Origin of the sequence: Pectobacterium betavasculorum, from assembly GCF_000749845.1 — a bacterium.
In the GTDB taxonomy this organism is placed as follows: domain Bacteria; phylum Pseudomonadota; class Gammaproteobacteria; order Enterobacterales; family Enterobacteriaceae; genus Pectobacterium; species Pectobacterium betavasculorum.
Genome location: NZ_JQHM01000003.1, coordinates 249,747 through 266,190, shown reverse-complemented (window position 1 = coordinate 266,190; position 16,444 = coordinate 249,747). Strand labels below are relative to the sequence as shown.

General features: G+C 50.3%; 16 protein-coding genes. 12 read left to right on the top strand and 4 right to left on the bottom strand.

Going from position 1 to position 16,444, the window contains the following annotated elements; genetic code table 11:
• Positions 1-26: 26 nt before the first annotated feature.
• Together KP22_RS11235 and dtnK are read right to left on the bottom strand one after the other, a co-directional pair.
• Entirely contained in the window at positions 27-1,007 is a 981-nt protein-coding gene (locus KP22_RS11235; protein WP_039305887.1) for a D-threonate 4-phosphate dehydrogenase, read from the bottom strand.
• The gene (gene dtnK, locus KP22_RS11230; protein ID WP_039324294.1) at positions 1,000-2,328 is read right to left on the bottom strand and encodes a D-threonate kinase; all 1,329 of its coding nucleotides are present in this window, start codon (positions 2,326-2,328) and stop codon (positions 1,000-1,002) included. The genes KP22_RS11235 and dtnK overlap by 8 nt, the downstream gene beginning before the upstream one ends.
• A gap of 235 nt (positions 2,329-2,563) precedes the next feature.
• Here dtnK and KP22_RS11225 point away from each other — a divergent pair, with 235 nt between their 5' ends.
• The 8 genes from KP22_RS11225 (at position 2,564) to KP22_RS11190 (ending at position 11,537) form a co-directional block, all read left to right on the top strand.
• A complete protein-coding gene (locus KP22_RS11225; RefSeq protein ID WP_039324292.1) occupies positions 2,564-3,700 on the top strand; it encodes an iron-containing alcohol dehydrogenase in 1,137 nt (378 codons plus the stop codon).
• 208 nt (positions 3,701-3,908) lie between these two features.
• The gene (locus tag KP22_RS11220; RefSeq protein ID WP_039305879.1) at positions 3,909-4,796 is read left to right on the top strand and encodes a dihydrodipicolinate synthase family protein; all 888 of its coding nucleotides are present in this window, start codon (positions 3,909-3,911) and stop codon (positions 4,794-4,796) included.
• Between the two features lie 281 nt (positions 4,797-5,077).
• On the top strand, positions 5,078-6,250 hold the full coding sequence (locus KP22_RS11215; RefSeq protein WP_039324289.1) for a sialidase family protein: 1,173 nt from the start codon (positions 5,078-5,080) through the stop codon (positions 6,248-6,250).
• 287 nt (positions 6,251-6,537) lie between these two features.
• Positions 6,538-7,821 (top strand): SLC13 family permease, encoded by a 1,284-nt coding sequence (locus tag KP22_RS11210; protein WP_039305872.1) that lies wholly within the window; start codon positions 6,538-6,540, stop codon positions 7,819-7,821.
• A 294-nt stretch (positions 7,822-8,115) separates the two neighbouring features.
• The gene (locus tag KP22_RS11205; protein WP_039305869.1) at positions 8,116-8,844 is read left to right on the top strand and encodes a TerC family protein; all 729 of its coding nucleotides are present in this window, start codon (positions 8,116-8,118) and stop codon (positions 8,842-8,844) included.
• Positions 8,841-9,311, top strand: coding sequence for a NanQ anomerase/TabA/YiaL family protein (locus KP22_RS11200; RefSeq protein WP_039324286.1), 471 nt, complete (start codon positions 8,841-8,843; stop codon positions 9,309-9,311). The genes KP22_RS11205 and KP22_RS11200 overlap by 4 nt, the downstream gene beginning before the upstream one ends.
• Positions 9,312-9,352: 41 nt before the next feature.
• Positions 9,353-10,042 carry an SDR family NAD(P)-dependent oxidoreductase gene (locus tag KP22_RS11195; RefSeq protein ID WP_039305863.1) on the top strand — a complete coding sequence of 230 codons (690 nt, stop codon included), beginning with the start codon at positions 9,353-9,355 and terminating at the stop codon, positions 10,040-10,042.
• A 433-nt stretch (positions 10,043-10,475) separates the two neighbouring features.
• Positions 10,476-11,537 carry an ABC transporter substrate-binding protein gene (locus KP22_RS11190; protein WP_039324284.1) on the top strand — a complete coding sequence of 354 codons (1,062 nt, stop codon included), beginning with the start codon at positions 10,476-10,478 and terminating at the stop codon, positions 11,535-11,537.
• A 70-nt stretch (positions 11,538-11,607) separates the two neighbouring features.
• Here the strand turns inward: KP22_RS11190 and KP22_RS11185 are convergent, their stop codons facing one another.
• Positions 11,608-12,798, bottom strand: coding sequence for a LacI family DNA-binding transcriptional regulator (locus KP22_RS11185; RefSeq protein WP_039305857.1), 1,191 nt, complete (start codon positions 12,796-12,798; stop codon positions 11,608-11,610).
• A gap of 291 nt (positions 12,799-13,089) precedes the next feature.
• Between KP22_RS11185 and KP22_RS11180 the strand changes: the two genes are divergently transcribed.
• The 4 genes from KP22_RS11180 to fsa are packed head-to-tail and all read left to right on the top strand — an operon-like array spanning position 13,090 to position 15,836.
• Complete coding sequence (locus KP22_RS11180) at positions 13,090-13,533, top strand: PTS sugar transporter subunit IIA (RefSeq protein ID WP_039324281.1); 444 nt, start codon at positions 13,090-13,092, stop codon at positions 13,531-13,533.
• 22 nt (positions 13,534-13,555) lie between these two features.
• On the top strand, positions 13,556-13,843 hold the full coding sequence (locus KP22_RS11175) for a PTS sugar transporter subunit IIB (protein WP_039305852.1): 288 nt from the start codon (positions 13,556-13,558) through the stop codon (positions 13,841-13,843).
• Positions 13,844-13,858: 15 nt separating this feature from the next.
• On the top strand, positions 13,859-15,118 hold the full coding sequence (locus KP22_RS11170; RefSeq protein ID WP_039305849.1) for a PTS ascorbate transporter subunit IIC: 1,260 nt from the start codon (positions 13,859-13,861) through the stop codon (positions 15,116-15,118).
• Positions 15,119-15,170: 52 nt separating this feature from the next.
• Complete coding sequence (gene fsa, locus KP22_RS11165) at positions 15,171-15,836, top strand: fructose-6-phosphate aldolase (RefSeq protein ID WP_039324278.1); 666 nt, start codon at positions 15,171-15,173, stop codon at positions 15,834-15,836.
• Between the two features lie 80 nt (positions 15,837-15,916).
• Here the strand turns inward: fsa and yacL are convergent, their stop codons facing one another.
• Positions 15,917-16,276 (bottom strand): protein YacL, encoded by a 360-nt coding sequence (gene yacL / locus KP22_RS11160; protein ID WP_039305843.1) that lies wholly within the window; start codon positions 16,274-16,276, stop codon positions 15,917-15,919.
• Positions 16,277-16,444 lie beyond the last annotated feature (168 nt).

Genomic DNA, 16,444 nt, shown 5'->3' with positions numbered 1-16,444 from the left:
CTGACAGCGGCGGTCATCACCGTCAATCAGGCCAGTTGCATCGCGAGCTGAATGGAGATCGCCATGCTTTCGCACTTCGCTTTACCTGTCCAGGCAATGTCAAACGCCGTACCGTGGTCAGCAGAGGTGCGGATAAACGGCAGCCCAGCCGTGATGTTCACGCCATCATAGAAACCCAGCAGCTTGAGTGGGATGTGGCCCTGATCGTGATACATCGCCACCACCATGTCGTACTGACCTTCATACGCCTGCAAATAGACGGTATCCGGCGGACACGGGCCATAAACATCGATGCCTTTGGCCTTCATGGCTTCAACCGACGGCGACACGATCTTGATCTCTTCGTCACCAAACAGGCCATTCTCGCCCGCATGCGGGTTAACCCCGGCAACGGCGATACGCGGGTGGGTAAAACCGACGCGTTTGAGGAAAACATCCGCCATCTCGATCACCGTTTCCACGCGATCGCGGTTCAGCGTATCCAGGAATTTACGCAGCGCGATGTGCGTTGAAACATGGATAACCTTCAACTTATCGGTATACAGCACCATCGCATAGTCGCGGCTGTTGGTCAGTTTCGCCAGCAGTTCGGTGTGGCCCGGATAAAGATGGCCCGCCGAGTGCAGCGCTTCTTTATTCAGCGGTGCGGTCGCAATCGCGTGGACTTCACCCGCCATCGCCAGTTCGGTCGCTTTCTTGATGCAGCGGTAAGCCAAATCACCCGCCTGTGCCTGAACGATACCCGGCTTCAGCGCCTGCGGATCTTCCAACGGCTCATCAATGATGTTGATGACGCCCGGCGCAAATACCGCATCAGCCGGTTTATCAATGATTTTCAGCTCGACAGTTGGCACCACGTTCAGCGCCAGAATGCGTCGCATCGTCTGTACGCAGCCCACCACCACAGCGGATGCGCCGGACAGCTCGCCTTCGGCCAGAGATTTGATAATAATTTCCGGTCCAATCCCTGCCGGATCACCCATCGTTACCGCAATAATTTTACTCACTGACCTTCTCCTCAATAAAACGTAAAACGTCGAGCAAAGTCGTTTCGTTGCCAAAACCCCCTGCTTTAGTCATCACAGGGGTCGTGCCGACAACGCTGTTCAGCAGGTATCCCCAGGGCACGCAGGATGCGATTTGCCCCTTAATCTGAAAGCCGGTAGCGCCCAGTGCGGTTGCCACGGCAATCGCAATATCACCACCGGATAAATACAACCCTCCCAACAGACGCCGATTAGCGCTGTCCGCAGTCAGGCTGTCTAGTGCCTGAACAATGCTGCGCGTAAGTTCCCCCAGATAGTGGCTGATCGTTTCGCCAAGCTGCTGTCGGCTAATCCCGAGCAGCCGACACCGCGCGTCGATCTCGAAGCGCTGATTCTCGTTGTGACAGGTACGAATGATGCAATGGTGGCCGTTCGTCAGCGCCTTCACCGCTTCCCGACACTGAGACGCCATGACGGTGGATGAATCGGGTGAAAAGAGCGCGTTGATGTCAATCTCAACCAGCGAGACATCACTACGCAGTCTGGCGGCTGCAATCTGTTTTTGAGCAATATCGCTCATCGACCCGACGACAGCCAGCAGTGGCTTTTCGGTGTTGCGCGTAAAATCCTGCGCGGTCGCCAGCGCTTCGCTCAGTCCTGCCGAGCCGACCAGCAAGGGACGAAACGGCAATGTTCTGGCGGCGTTAACGATATGTGTCAGATCGCCCTGTACATCGGTATCAAGAATAATCAGGCGTGTACCCTCGTCCGCTAACTGCTGCAAACGGTGGGCTAAATTGGCCTGACGCACCTCATCAAGATGTATCTCCGCTACCGATAACGCGGTTTGCTCCGCCAGACGGGCGGCGATAGACGCCGAGATCACCGGCGTTTTTGGATCGCTGGCGAATTCTGTGTCGGTAAGCAGACGACCATTAACCCAGACTTCACCTTGTCGGGTAACACGCCCCAGCGTCGGTGACGCAGCGGCAATCAGCGCAACAGGCACATCAGCCGCAGACAGCGCGGCGGCGACTTCCGCCCCCAGGTTCCCACGCAGCGTCGAGTCAATTTTTTTAATAATCCAGCCTTGTCCGCCCGCTGCCTGCCAGGCGGCTACCGCCTCTGCGGTACGTTGGGACGCCACGTCATCACGCGCCGCACGGCTATCGGTGTTGATGACCACCGCATCGCCCAGTAAATCCGCATGCAGTGTATTAACGTCAAATACGACGCTAACCCGCGCGCCATGCTGCGCCAGACCGACACCCGCATCATTGGCACCCGTAAAGTCATCAGCGACAACTAATACCTGTTCTGCTGATTGCTGTACGTTTGGCATACCTCATCCCCGGTTCATGATTACCTGATAATGATTATATTAAATCACATTTGATTATATGTGAGCAACATCAAATTATTTAAAAGGAATTTCACCTATAAATTATCACCACAATGTGGCAAATGGCATTTAGCAGTGGCTAACACCGCTCCATTTGACTGAAAGTAATCACCGCCGCAACCATTATCATCGCGATAACGCTCTGGCGAAGAAGAGAAAAGGCAAGGTAATAAGCATGAATATCAATAGCACTATCCTCAGCGGTTACCGGGTACTTCAGGACATGAGTCACCTGTTGACAGGGAAACAGCACGTTTTATTTGTCACCGACAAAAACATCGTCGGGCTGCCTGACGTTCAGGCGCTGATCGCACAAGTTAAGCATGCCGTTCCGCAGGTTCTGTTAGTTGATAATGTTCCTGCCGAGCCAAGCCAGCACGATGTTGCCCACATACTGAGCCATCTCACACAAACCCAGACCGATCTGGTCATCGGCGTGGGCGGCGGCAGCGTACTGGACGTTGCCAAACTGCTTTCTGTGCTGTGCGCGGGCGATGAAACTGTCACGCTGGATAGCCTGCTGGCAGGAGAAAAACCGACTCGCCGCACAACATCCCTGCTTATCCCGACCACGGCGGGAACCGGCTCAGAAGCCACGCCGAATGCGATTCTGGCAATCCCAGAAAAAGAGACCAAAGTCGGCATTATTACGCCAGTGATGCTGCCGGACTATGTTGCGCTGGTACCGGAACTGACCATCAGCATGCCGCCACATATTGCGGCCTCAACGGGTATCGATGCACTCTGCCACCTGATTGAGTGCTTCACCTCAACGATTGCCAACCCGGTCAGCGACAACTACGCGCTGATTGGCCTGAAAAAGCTGTTTGCCAACCTCGAAACCTCCGTGCGCGAACCGGCAAATCTGGAAGCTAAGCTGAATATGCTGTGGGCGTCCTATTACGGCGGTGCCGCGATTGCCCACTCCGGTACGCATCTGGTTCACGCCATGTCTTACCCGCTGGGCGGCAAATACCACATCCCACACGGCGTGGCGAACGCCATCCTGCTCGCCCCTTGCATGCGCTTCGTGCAGGACGCCGCACAGGACAAATTCGCTCAAGCGTATGACCTGCTGCCGGATGCCGATCTGACGCTGGGTACGGCGGAAAAAGCGCAGGCGCTGGTGACCTATTTCAGCGAGTTGGTTAAACGGCTCAATCTGCCCAACACCTTACAACAGCTTGGCGTGGAAAAAGATCACCTGCCTTATCTGGTCGATGCCGCATTACAGGTTCAGCGCCTGATGAAAAACGTACCAACACAGGTCAGTGCTGACGATGTCCGTGAGGTGTACCTGACCCTGTTTTAACCGCGCAGCGCTAAATAACTCATGCCGATCGTTTAAGCATGGAGATACACGGTGCGACCACAGGGGTGAGGCGTTCCTGCGAAAACCTCCCCCTGTGTTTCCCCTAATAACGGGCTTAAGTGAACAGCGTTAGGCTGTAAACCGCGCGGTTTTGAATAGAACGATTTTAAGTTTTCAACTTTTTGATTACGTGTCACGAGGAAGAACAATGAGTAAGAACATTACCGGCGTCCTGACCGCCATCGTCACGCCGTTTGATAACCAGGGCGAATTTAACCCCGCTGCCATGCGTCTTCAGGTTCAACGCCAGATGCGCTACGGCAACGGTATCTTCTGTAACGGCACCAACGGTGAGTTTTTCGTTCTGCACACCGATGAGAAAGTCGCCGTCACGGAAACCTGCGTTGATGAAGTAGCCGGAAAAGTGCCGGTTGTCGGCCACATCGGTGAAATCTCCACGCGGGAAACCATCAAGCTCGGCAAGCGCATCGCCGCTCTGGGTGTCGATGCCGTTTCTGTCATCACCCCGTATTTCATTCCATTAAAACAGGAAGAGTTGATCGCCCACTACACCGCCGTCGCCGATGCGCTGACTGTGCCGGTGTTTCTCTACAACATTCCTGCACGCACGGGGAATACGCTGGCACCGGAAACGGTTCGCACGCTGGCGGATCACCCGAACATCATCGGTATCAAAGACAGCGCAGGCAGCTATGAAAGCCTGAGCGGTTATGTGCAAGCGGTGAAAGGTGTGCAGGGCTTTAACGTACTGAATGGCCCAGACTCGCTCATTCACCAGGGCTTTGTTGATGGCTGCTCCGCCTGTATTTCCGGGCTGGCTAACGTGGCACCGGAACCGATTAGCCAGATTTGGCACCGTTTCCACGCCGGTGACATCGAAGGCTCCCGTCAGGCGCAAGAACAGGTTGCCGAATTGCGTAAGACACTGTACGCCATCGCGTTTTCACCGGCTGTGGTGAAGAAAGCGCTGGCAATCATGGGTGAAGATGTCGGCGTCAGCCGCTATCCCGTTGAATTTGATGATGACATGACTGCTGCCATTAAAAATATTATCCAACGTCATTGCTTATGCTAATTCATGTTTCTGCTGATAATCGTCCGGTAGCAAGTGGAATAGATAATAGAATTCCACTGTTAATTAAAAACGTTTCACCCTACAGCGTACTGTCATTAACAATCCACATGATGGAATGACGGTGAAAGATTTTTCAGGAGAGCGTGCGTATTCCTGTGATGCAACATTATGGAAAACAACCACGGCTTAAAAAGCCTCTAACAAGGTAAATTCACCAAAAAAGTCACATGATAAGAATATAAAGAAAAATTTATCTTTAAAAATGACATAGAGGAATAAAAATGACGACGACTTTACCAAAAGTAAGACAAGCAGAACCAAACGGCATCGTGTATCGGGATGCATTTTTAAATGTAGATTTCGCGCTAATTCCAACAGGCGGAAATAACACTGCTCACGCGCCCGCATTAATTGAAACACAAGATGGCGGTCTGTTATGCGCCTGGTTCGCTGGCAGTTTTGAAGGCAGTGGCGATATTTCCATTGCAGTATCCAAATTAGTGCCAGAAACACAACGCTGGACGGAACCAGAGATCGTATCCAAAGGCATTGATCGTAGTGAACAAAATCCTGCATTTTTCAGAGCGCCTGATGGTCAGATTTGGCTGATTTATACCTCTCAGTTAAGCCGACAGGAAGGCAAGGATAATATGCAGTTTACTTCGATCATTATGGTGCAAAAATCCAATGATGAGGGTCAATCCTGGGAAAATCCGGAAGTATTGTTTGCCCGTGAAGGGACGTTTTCAAGGCAAGCGATTCAGATTTTAAGTAATGGGCGCTGGATTTTCAGTACCTGGCTATGTGAAGACTCGCCAGATGGTTTGAAAAATGATCCAACCGAATTCCAGCTATCTGACGATCAAGGGAAAACCTGGAAAGCAGTACGTATGCCGGAAAGTTATGGCCGCGTGCATGCAAATGTGATTGAAGTACAAGCTGGTCATTTGATTGCGTTCATGCGCAGCCGTTTTGCCGACCATGTGTATACGAGTGAATCTCATGATTTTGGCGATACCTGGAGTATTCCAGAAGCGAACGTGTTGCCAAATAACAACGCGAGTATTAGTGCTATCAAATTGCATTCTGGGGAAATCGCTTTAGCTTACAATGCTAATTCAGCCAATAATGCAGAGTTTGGAAAAATAGCCTGGCCAGGTCTGCGCAACCCTGTTGCGGTTTCCGTAACAGAAGATAAGGGTAAAACATGGCCAATCGGTAGAATTCTTGAACCGGCAGAAGGCTATATTGGCATAGAGAACAAGACAAATAATTCACAACACGAATATCCGACAATTTATCAAGACAGCAAAGGGGTCTTGCACTTGGTATATGCCTACAAAAATAGACTTTGTGTTAAATACCTCCGCTTCACCGTAGCCGATTTATTTGGTGAAAAACGTGAAACCGAAGGTCTGTACAATCCAACATCAGGCGAAGGGGTAAATAAATAACGGCATCCGTCATATTTCAAGCTGCATGTATGTTGGCAATACTGGGATCATCTCTGAGCTTCGCGCTGAAGAGCTGCCGCAAGCGGCGTTACGAGGCCCATACATGTGCCTCGCCCTAAAGGGCCAACGCTTTGCGTTGTTCAAAACGTTAACGTTTTGTCCTGCAACTCGAATTATTTAGGGTATATCGATACAAAATAGGCAACAGGCTTATAACGATAAAAGACAAGAAAAAATCAATAGAAGCCTGTTAATTGTGTTATGAAAGAAAAAGAGGGCAAACAACAATGACAATGGAAATGATCCATGCTCTTGCTATTCTGATTATAATGATCGTAATGATTATGTCCGATAAATTCGCATTCGGTTCTCCCCCCATTATGGCTTGTCTGTTATTGGTGGTCACTGGTTTGTCTACAGTTCAGGAGGCATTCGCGGGATTTATCAATCCAAGCGTGATCATGGTTGCCGGCTTTATGGTCGTGATGGCCGGACTAATGAAGACAAGTTTAATCGGCAGAGTTCAGTCGGCTATGGTTACGTTAGTAAACAAGGGTGGCTATAAAAGCTATGTCCTGTTACTCATCGTAGTCATGCTTGGTGCCAGCCTAACGGGATCGGGTTCCACCGGTTATTATGTTCTTATTTTATCTTTGGTATCGACGATTCCTTATAATAAAAGAATGCCGACATCCAAGCTGATGATGCCTCTGGGCTTTGCCACTAACCATCCGCTGGTTCCTTTTAATGTCGCGCTTTTCTACGGAGTGACCGTCAGCGTTCTGGAAACCGCCGGGCAACATATTTCACTATCGATGCCCAAATTCGCCATCGTGAATTTGATTTTAGCACTGGGTTTCTTAATCTGGAGTTTAGTTGCTTACCGTATCTTGCCCGATCATGAAATTAATGAAAATTCCGGTGATGATGAATTAATAGAAAAAAGCGCAACGACGAGTCTGCCTAAATGGAAAGAAAACTGCACGATCGCATTATTTGCTATCAGCGTTGTCGGAATGATGCTTATGAGTACGATTGGCCAGCCAGCTTATGTCATTCCTGGCATTGCCGGTGCAGTTCTTATGATCATCAATGTCATTGATTTCAAAGAAGTCCGCGATAATATGGGAGCGCCAGTCATTCTGATGATGGCTGGTGTCATTGGTGTAGCGGATGCGTTGGCTAATTCAGGCTTCACTGTGATGATCGGCGATGTTGTGGCTGGCGCATTGGGAGCGAATCTTCATCCATTCATTCTTATTCTCATCTTCGCGCTTTTAACCAGTACCTGTGCGACCTTCACGGGTTCAAATATGGGATCCGTTTATATTTTCGCCCCTATCGCCATCATGACTTTCTTGAGTCTGGGGCTTAATCCTGTTGCTGCCGCTATCGCGGTGGTCATCTCCGGGTGGAACGGCGGTTACATGCCAGTTGACGGTATGCCAGCCATGATATTAGGTATGGGTAAATATAAACTGCCAGAGTTCTGGAAATTCACTGTACCGATGTACTTAATTCGTATTTTAGCCTTGTGTATTGGTGCGGTGGTTATGTTCCCATTCACTTGATGGTGGTAAAAAATAATCCGCCTTGTAAGCAAAACGATACGGGGTGGATTATTTATCATAAGCGATCATCAGGATTGTATCCCTGATGGATAGAGCAATAACCCTATGAGAGGTTTGTTCCGAATGTTATTTTCTTAATTGGTAGTCTATAGCCAATTGTTGAACTCGTGGAGAAATTCACCTCTCATATATTAAGTGTTAACTAACCGCGCTTAAATGACATAAATAGATCATCCTGTATTGACAATACCAGAAAATATTTCACCCTGAAAAAAAAGCAAAAAGAGGAAGCAGATGTTCACGTGGATGACAGATCCTAATGCCTGGCTAACATTAAGTACATTAACAATACTCGAAATTGTTCTGGGCATTGACAACATCATATTTTTATCTCTGATAGTAGCTAAACTACCAAAAGAAAAACAGAATGCCGCCAGAATAACCGGATTAATGGGAGCCATGCTGATGCGCCTCTCATTATTGGCTTCTATAGCCTGGTTAATGCACTTGAACACCCCCTTATTTATCGTTTTCAATCACAGTGTTTCTATCAGAGATCTGATTCTCTTTTCTGGCGGACTCTTTCTGGTCATTAAGTCGATGAAAGAAATAAGAGAATCACTAACTTCAGAAAACCACCACATTCAGAATCATGTTACTTCTTTTTTTGGTGCAATTATTCAAATTATGTTACTCGATATTATTTTCAGCCTTGATTCCGTTATCACTGCCGTCGGTCTGTCAGAACATCTGACCATTATGATGCTGGCCGTAATTATTGCCGTACTCGTTATGATGCTGGCTGCAAAACCTATTGGAAATTTTGTTGAGAATCATCCATCGGTAAAAATGCTGGCATTAGCTTTTTTAATTTTAGTCGGAATAACGTTAATTCTTGATAGTCTTCAAATTCATGTCCCTAAAGGATATATCTATTTTGCCATGTTTTTTTCTATTTCCGTGGAGACATTGAACCTGATAAAAAATAAAAATGATCATCAGTTTTCAAGGGAAATACAATGATTGCAGGAAACCTAAACGCCCTCAAACTCGCTACGCTGCCCGATGCGCTGTGGGCCATTCTGTCCGCACCGGGCATGTCGTTGGCTGAACTGAATGCGCAGCCCGAAGGCCGCTATCAGCCGGAAGGTGCCGAATGGTTTTATAACATTGGCACCGTGAATACCGCGCCGCGCGCTACACGACATACTGAATTCCACAGCAACTATCTCGATATTCAACTGATTCTGGAAGGCGAAGAGATTATCGGTTACGGCCTGAATGATGTGCATGGTCAGCCCGCGACTGAACGTAAGCCGGATCTCTATATTCTGGATAACCCACAGGTGCCGCATCAGATCCACCTACGGGCAGGCGACTTCGTCACCTTTTATCCGGGAGAAGCCCATCAGGCACTGTGTGCCATCAACGACAGCCCTGCACCGGTCAAAAAAGCCGTGTTTAAAATCCCTGTCACGTTGTTGTATTAAAATGGTTGCATCAAAGCCGTTCAGTTTGATTAAGGAGACACATGTCAGCTACAGCTCCTAAACACGCCCTGATTACCGGTAGCAGCTCGGGGATCGGTGCCGCCATCACACAAAAATTGCTGGCGGAAGGCTGGCGGGTAACCGGCCTGTCACGCAAGCCTGGTGACTATTCACATCCACACTTTACCCACCGCGCGGTGGATATCATGGATACGCCCGCGCTGACGGCCATTCTGGACGAGATCGTGCAAGTTGATGCCGCCATCCATGCCGCGGGCATCATGAAAGCTGCTCCGCTCGGCCAGCTTTCACTGGAGGACGGTGAAACGCTGTGGCGATTGCATATTAATGCGGCACAGGTACTTGCCGACCGTCTGGTCGATAAGCTGCCGCAAGGTGGCAGAATCGTACTATTGGGTAGCCGCACGTCCAGCGGATCGGCAGGACGCAGCCAGTACGTCACGACAAAATCCGCGATGATCGGCATGGCAAGAAGCTGGGCGGCGGAACTGGCTCCGCGCGGTATTACGGTAAACATTGTCGCCCCAGGTGCAACAGAAACCCCAATGCTGACAATGCCGGGCCGCCAGAGTTCGCCTGCTAAGCTGCCGCCGATTGGGCGCTTCATCCAGCCGCAGGAAGTAGCCGATCTGGTAGGTTACCTGCTCTCCCCGTCTGCGGCAGCCATTACCGGCCAGCAGTTGGTGATGTGCGGCGGCGCATCGCTGTAGCCTTACTTGGTACATAGAATAAGCGGCAAGCACCTATGCCTGCCGCTTATCCCAAGGCTAGATAAATTATCGCTAAGCAAGTGTGAAAAATGGCATATTTTTGTCAAACCTCGACAACATCAGTAAAAAGTGCCGTATTAACTTGCCTGAAAGCCAACGCCCCAGATTCATTTTATTTATTATAAAAAACAATTGGATAAACAAGCAGTCTCGCTCATTAGCGCCATGATCATTTCACCAACGGATAATACCCACGAGAAACCAAGTTAATTAAAGAAAATAAAATTTCCGCGCCCTATATTCCCCGTCTAGCTTATGTCAAAAAACTCTTTATCAAGCGCCGCGCGCTTCCCTACTCTCAGAAAGGCGATATTTTCATCCTTATCTTTCATCAGGCTGCACACAGCCCTAACACATTGATGGACTGGTCATTATGCATAATAAAAGCAAGACAACTCGCCCTTTTCACTCTGGGAACACGTTACGCCGTAAATGGCTCAGCCTGACGGTAGCCAGCGCAGTTTTGCTATCGGGAATCGGCCTGCCGGCTATGGCGCAAGCGGAAGGACAGCTACGTATCGCGCAGCAATTTGGGATCGTTTATCTGCTGCTGAATGTCGCACAAGATCAAAAGCTGATTGAAAAACACGGTAAGGAGGAAGGGCTGGATATCAAAGTCGAGTACCTGCAACTTTCCGGCGGTGCCGCAGTGAACGATGCACTGCTCTCTGGGTCGGTAGATGTCGCAGGGGCAGGTACCGGGCCGCTGTTCACACTGTGGGATCGAACTAAAGGCCGCCAGAATGTGCGAGCGGTGCTGGCAACCGGTAACTTCCCGTATTACCTGATCAGTAATAATCTCAACGTCAAAAGCATTGCAGACCTGACGGACAAGGATCGCATCGCCATTCCTGCGGTGGGCGTTTCCGTACAGTCACGTTTCCTGCAACAGGCCTCCGCCGAGTTGTGGGGTGACAAAGCCTATAATCGTCTGGATAAACTTCAGGTCGCCATTCCACATCCAGAGGCCACCGCCGCGATTATCAGCGGCGGCACGGAAATCACGACTCATTTTTCCAATTCCCCTTTTCAGGAGCAAGCGCTGGCAGGCAACCCCAAGGCGCATATTATCCTGAACTCCTATCAAGTCACCGGTGGGCCAAACTCACCAGTAGTACTCTATGCCACCGAAAAATTCCGCAAGGACAATCCGCGAACCTACCGAGCCTTTGTTAATGCCATCGCGGAAGCGGCAGATTTCGCCGGCGCGCATCCTGAGGCGGCGGCCGATGCTTTTATTCGTGTGACAAAATCACGCATCGATCGCGAACAGTTGCTGGGTATTCTAAAAAGCCCGGAGGTGTCATTCAGTATAACGCCGCACAATACCTTGCAGCTTGGTCAGTTCCTTTATCGCGTAGGGGCGATTAAACACAAACCGGAATCCGTGAAAGACTATTTCTTCGATGATAAGCACGTTGATGGTGGCAGCTAGCCACATCGCGTTTAGCCATGCCTGCGTGTTCAATATGCAGGCATGGCTCTGCGGTGGTTGTAATGCCTTATTAACTACTGGCACGAGGCTCAAAGATGAACTTCACCTTTTCCACTACAGGTGGGTGCTCGTCGTTATCCATCATGGCTAACGCCAGACGCCCGACCTCTGCGCCCAGTTTTTCGTAATCCAACTGCATCGCGGTCAATGCAGGGAACGAGTGTTCACATTGCTCAGAACCATCCAGACAGGCGATCGCCAGATCGTAAGGAACTTTCATCAGGCGGCGTTGGCATTCAAAGAGCGCGCCCAACGCAATTTCCTCATGGCTACAGATAATGGCGTCCAGTTCCGGCTGATTTTGTAGCAGTTCCGTCATGGCATAGCGGCCAAACTGCAAGCTGGGGGCTTCCGGGATCGTAATCTTCAAATCCGCATTGTGATACTGCGCCAGCATGGCTTTATTCCAGCCGTTCAACTGCTGTTTTTGCAGTCGGTTATCCGTGTGTGCACCGATATAAGCAACGTGACGATACCCCTTATCCAGCAGCGAAAGGGTTAACTGCTCCGCTGCGTCAGCAAGGGCGATATCAATATTGATATTCGCACTCAGTGCAGCAGCGCCGGAAACGTTAACCGTAACGACGTTACTAGCCTGAATGAGATCCTGGGTACGTTGTGAAAGCTGCGCACTGAATAACACCAGTGCCGCTGGCCGCTGCTGCAAGAGCTTTTCAACCATTCCCGCTTCAGTGTGCTGACGATATTCATGGCAACCCATGATTAACGACACGTTATGTTTGCCAACCGCCTGCTGTAATGCCTGAACAAAACGGACGCTGGCACGATCTTGCTGAAAAGGATAAAGCACCGCAATCGTGGGCTGATGGGCGGATGCCAACACACTGGCCGCACGGTTCGGTACATAACCCAGTGCTTTTATCGCATCGTCGATTTTCTTCTGCGTGGCATCAGAAACCAGCCCCGGCTCCCTTAATGCACGGGACACCGTCATCACTCCGACACCCGCATGGTTCGCAATGTCCTGTAGCGTCACGCGGTTAGCGCTCTCGGTGAGCAGGCTGGCCTCTTGATTGGGCTGATAGCCTAATGTTCTGGCGGCCAGCTCCACTTTACTGCGTAACTTCTCAGAGACCAGATCGGGCTTGCGCATCACACGCGACACCGTCATCGTCCCTACGCCCGCGTAGTCGGCGACATCCTGTAGCGTAACCTTACCGGTACTGCGACGCTTACGCATGCTCACTTCCTCTCCATTCGTCATTTTCTCAGCGCACAGCCGCGATAAAAATCTGTTAATTCATTGTCTTCAACAGACACAATCACGTTCCGGCGACGGCATCATTCATGCCGTATGATCCACAGTGTGCCTCTGTCTGCACGCGGGGAATACGCCTTAGCCCCGCTTGTGCTAAGCCGATCACAGTTAATGATACGTATATCAGTTAGCGCTACCTTTTTAGATGTTAATCACATTATTTTCGGAGCTAGCACACTATCCTGCGTTCAGAATGATACAGAGGTGACTCTAATGCTTAACACTTTACTAACACCAGACGTTGTTCAACTCTTGCCGGCCTGCGACAACTGGCGTCACGCTATCGCCTTGTCTTGTCAGCCTTTAGTGGACAACGGTTCGATTGAGTCTACCTATATTGAGGCCATCTACCGCTCTCATGAGGCCATCGGCCCTTACTATGTTGTCGGCCCTGGGATCGCCATGCCGCATGCTCGGCCGGAAGACGGCGTGAATAAACTCAGCGTCAGCCTGACGCTGATTCGTGACGGCGTAGTTTTCCATTCTGACGGTAACGACCCCGTGCATTTACTGATTGTTCTGGCCGCCACGGACAGCAATAGCCATATCGATATTATTTCACAGCTTGCTCAGTTGTTCGACACACCTGATGACGTCGCCGCGTTAATTAACGCGACAGAGATAGAACAGGTGCTTTCCGTTATTTCTCGTTATTAAACGCCACCAGAGGACACAGATTATGAAAATTACAGTCGTATGCGGTAACGGCCTGGGTACCAGCCTGATGATGGAAATGAGCATTAAAAACATCGTTAAAGAACTCGGCGTAGTTGCAGAGGTGGATCACGTGGACTTAGGTTCGGCGAAAGGAACGGACAGCGACATTTTTGTCGGAACCAAAGACATTGCCGAACAGCTCATCGCGCAGGCAGTAGGGGGAAAAATCGTGTCCCTGAATAATATGATCGACAAAGTGGCGATGAAAGAACGCCTGTCGGTCGCCCTGACAGAACTTGGCGCCTTATAAGCAGAGGGATCAAAAATGGAATTCTTCCGTTTTTTAATGAGTGATGTGCTATCTGAACCGTCAATACTGGTTGGTTTAATTGCACTTATCGGTCTGATTGCCCAGAAAAAGCCCGCTACGGAATGCATCAAAGGAACCGTGAAAACCGTAATGGGTTTCCTGATCCTTGGCGCAGGCGCGAGCCTGATTGTCTCATCGCTAGGAGACTTCGCCGCGATTTTCCACCATGCGTTCGGTATCGCCGGTGTGGTGCCTAACAATGAGGCGATTGTTGCCGTCGCCCAGAAGAACTTCGGCACCGAGATGGCAATGATCATGTTCTTCGCGATGGTCATTAATATCGCGATCGCACGCTTTACGCCGTGGAAATATATTTTCCTGACGGGGCACCACACGCTGTTTATGTCAATGATGGTTGCCGTGATTCTGGCGACAGCGGGTATGAAAGGTGTGCTGCTGATTACCGTTGGGTCGCTGGTGGTTGGGGTATCGATGGTGCTGTTCCCTGCCATTATTCACCCGTATATGAAGAAAGTAACGGGATCGGATGACGTTGCCTTTGGTCACTTCTCTGCAATATCACAGCTGCTGTCAGCGTTTATTGGTAGCAAGTTTGGTAATAAAGAGAAATCAACAGAGGACATGGAAGTACCGAAAAGCCTGTTATTCCTGCGTGATACGCCGGTTGCCATCGCCTTTACCATGTTTTTCATCTTCATTTTTACCTGCCTGTTTGCTGGCCCTGAAGCGGTGAAAACGATGAACGCAGGTGGGAAAAACTGGTTCATGTTTTCGCTGATTCAATCCATTACCTTTGCGGCTGGCGTGTATATCGTGCTGCAAGGCGTGCGCATGGTGATTGCGGAAATCGTGCCCGCGTTTAAAGGCATTTCGGACAAACTGGTCCCCAATGCGAAGCCTGCATTGGATTGCCCCGTTGTCTTCCCCTATGCGCCGAATGCCGTTCTGGTCGGCTTCCTGAGCAGCTTTGTAGCCGGGGTCATCGGAATGGTGCTGCTCTACCTGCTGGGTATGACGGTGATCATTCCCGGCGTGGTGCCACACTTCTTCGTCGGCGCAGCGGCTGGCGTTTTCGGCAACGCCACTGGCGGACGCCGCGGCGCAATTTTAGGCTCCTTTGCCAACGGATTGCTGATTACCTTCCTGCCTGTTTTCCTATTGCCGGTTTTGGGCAGTATCGGGCTGGCAAACACCACGTTCAGTGATTCCGATTTCGGTGCGGTGGGTATTTTGCTGGGTATTATTGTGCGCTAAGCGCCACAGTATTGATGTCATCCGAAACACCGATTTCTGTACGGAGGAAACAATGGAATTCTATTTAGATACGGCTGATGTAGCCGCAGTCGAACGACTCGCTGGCGTATTACCGATTAAAGGCGTCACCACCAATCCGAGCATTGTCGCACGCGGAAAATCCGATATTTATAGCGTGCTACGGGACATGCAGGCCGTTATCGGCACAGAAGGACAGCTATTTGCTCAGGTGATGTCACGCGATCCTGACGTGATGGTGGAAGAGGCGTTGAAACTCAGAGAGGTGATTCCTTCTCTGGTCGTCAAAGTGCCGGTAACACACGCAGGATTACGTGCCATTAAGCATTTGACGGAATTGGATATTCCCACACTCGGCACTGCGGTGTACGGTGCAGGACAAGGGTTTTATGCCGCGCTGGCGGGCGCTCGCTATATCGCACCTTACGTCAACCGCATTGATGCACAGGGTGGCGACGGAATTGCGCTAGTGAAAGAGCTGCAAACCCTGATCAACCTGCACAGCCCGCAGACTCAGGTACTGGCAGCCAGCTTTCGCACGCCGCGTCAGGTATTGGACTGCCTGCTAGCTGGCTGTCGGGCTATTACCGTTGACCCGGCGGTTGCCGAACTGTTCCTGCAAGATCCTGCGGTTGACGATGCACTTAACCGCTTCGATCACGACTGGCAGACGCGTTTTGGTCATGCCGATCTTGGCTGACTGATGGAAAACACCATCCGTCTGGCGGGTGGTGTTTTCAAAACGATCGTGTTATCAAAACACTCGAATAACTAAAACGATCAATGCAGGATGAACTCGCGATACTTTTCCACCAGCGTCAGAAAATCATCCAGACCGCATAAAGAAAGGCTCTCTTCGTCGTAATAACTCATGCCCTCCTCCAGCTCATCCGTGGTGAAAGACAGCTGATTCGCCTGCACCATCACTTCTTCTTCATCCAGCAGCAACGTATATTCGTGACCCACGCGTCGCCACTGCCGCTCGCTGCCTGCGACGGAACGCGCCGCATCCTCAACGTCAGTCAATATCGTTAGCTGGCCTTTCACTTCTTCATTGAACCAGTGCCCAATCGCTTCATGTCCCATCGACATACGAACGATGACCTGACCCGTCACATCCCGCAAAAATTCATAGTCCATGATGCCATCCTCACTGTGATGTTTCTTCTGTTCAGTTTAGTCGTCTACACACCCTATCGTCGTGATGCACCTTCACCTTTGATGTTGCAGATGCACAAGGTGGAATGGAGCAGGCAGAAAAAAAGGAGGCACAAGGCCTCCTTCGGTGTAGGGATGCGAACTATAGCG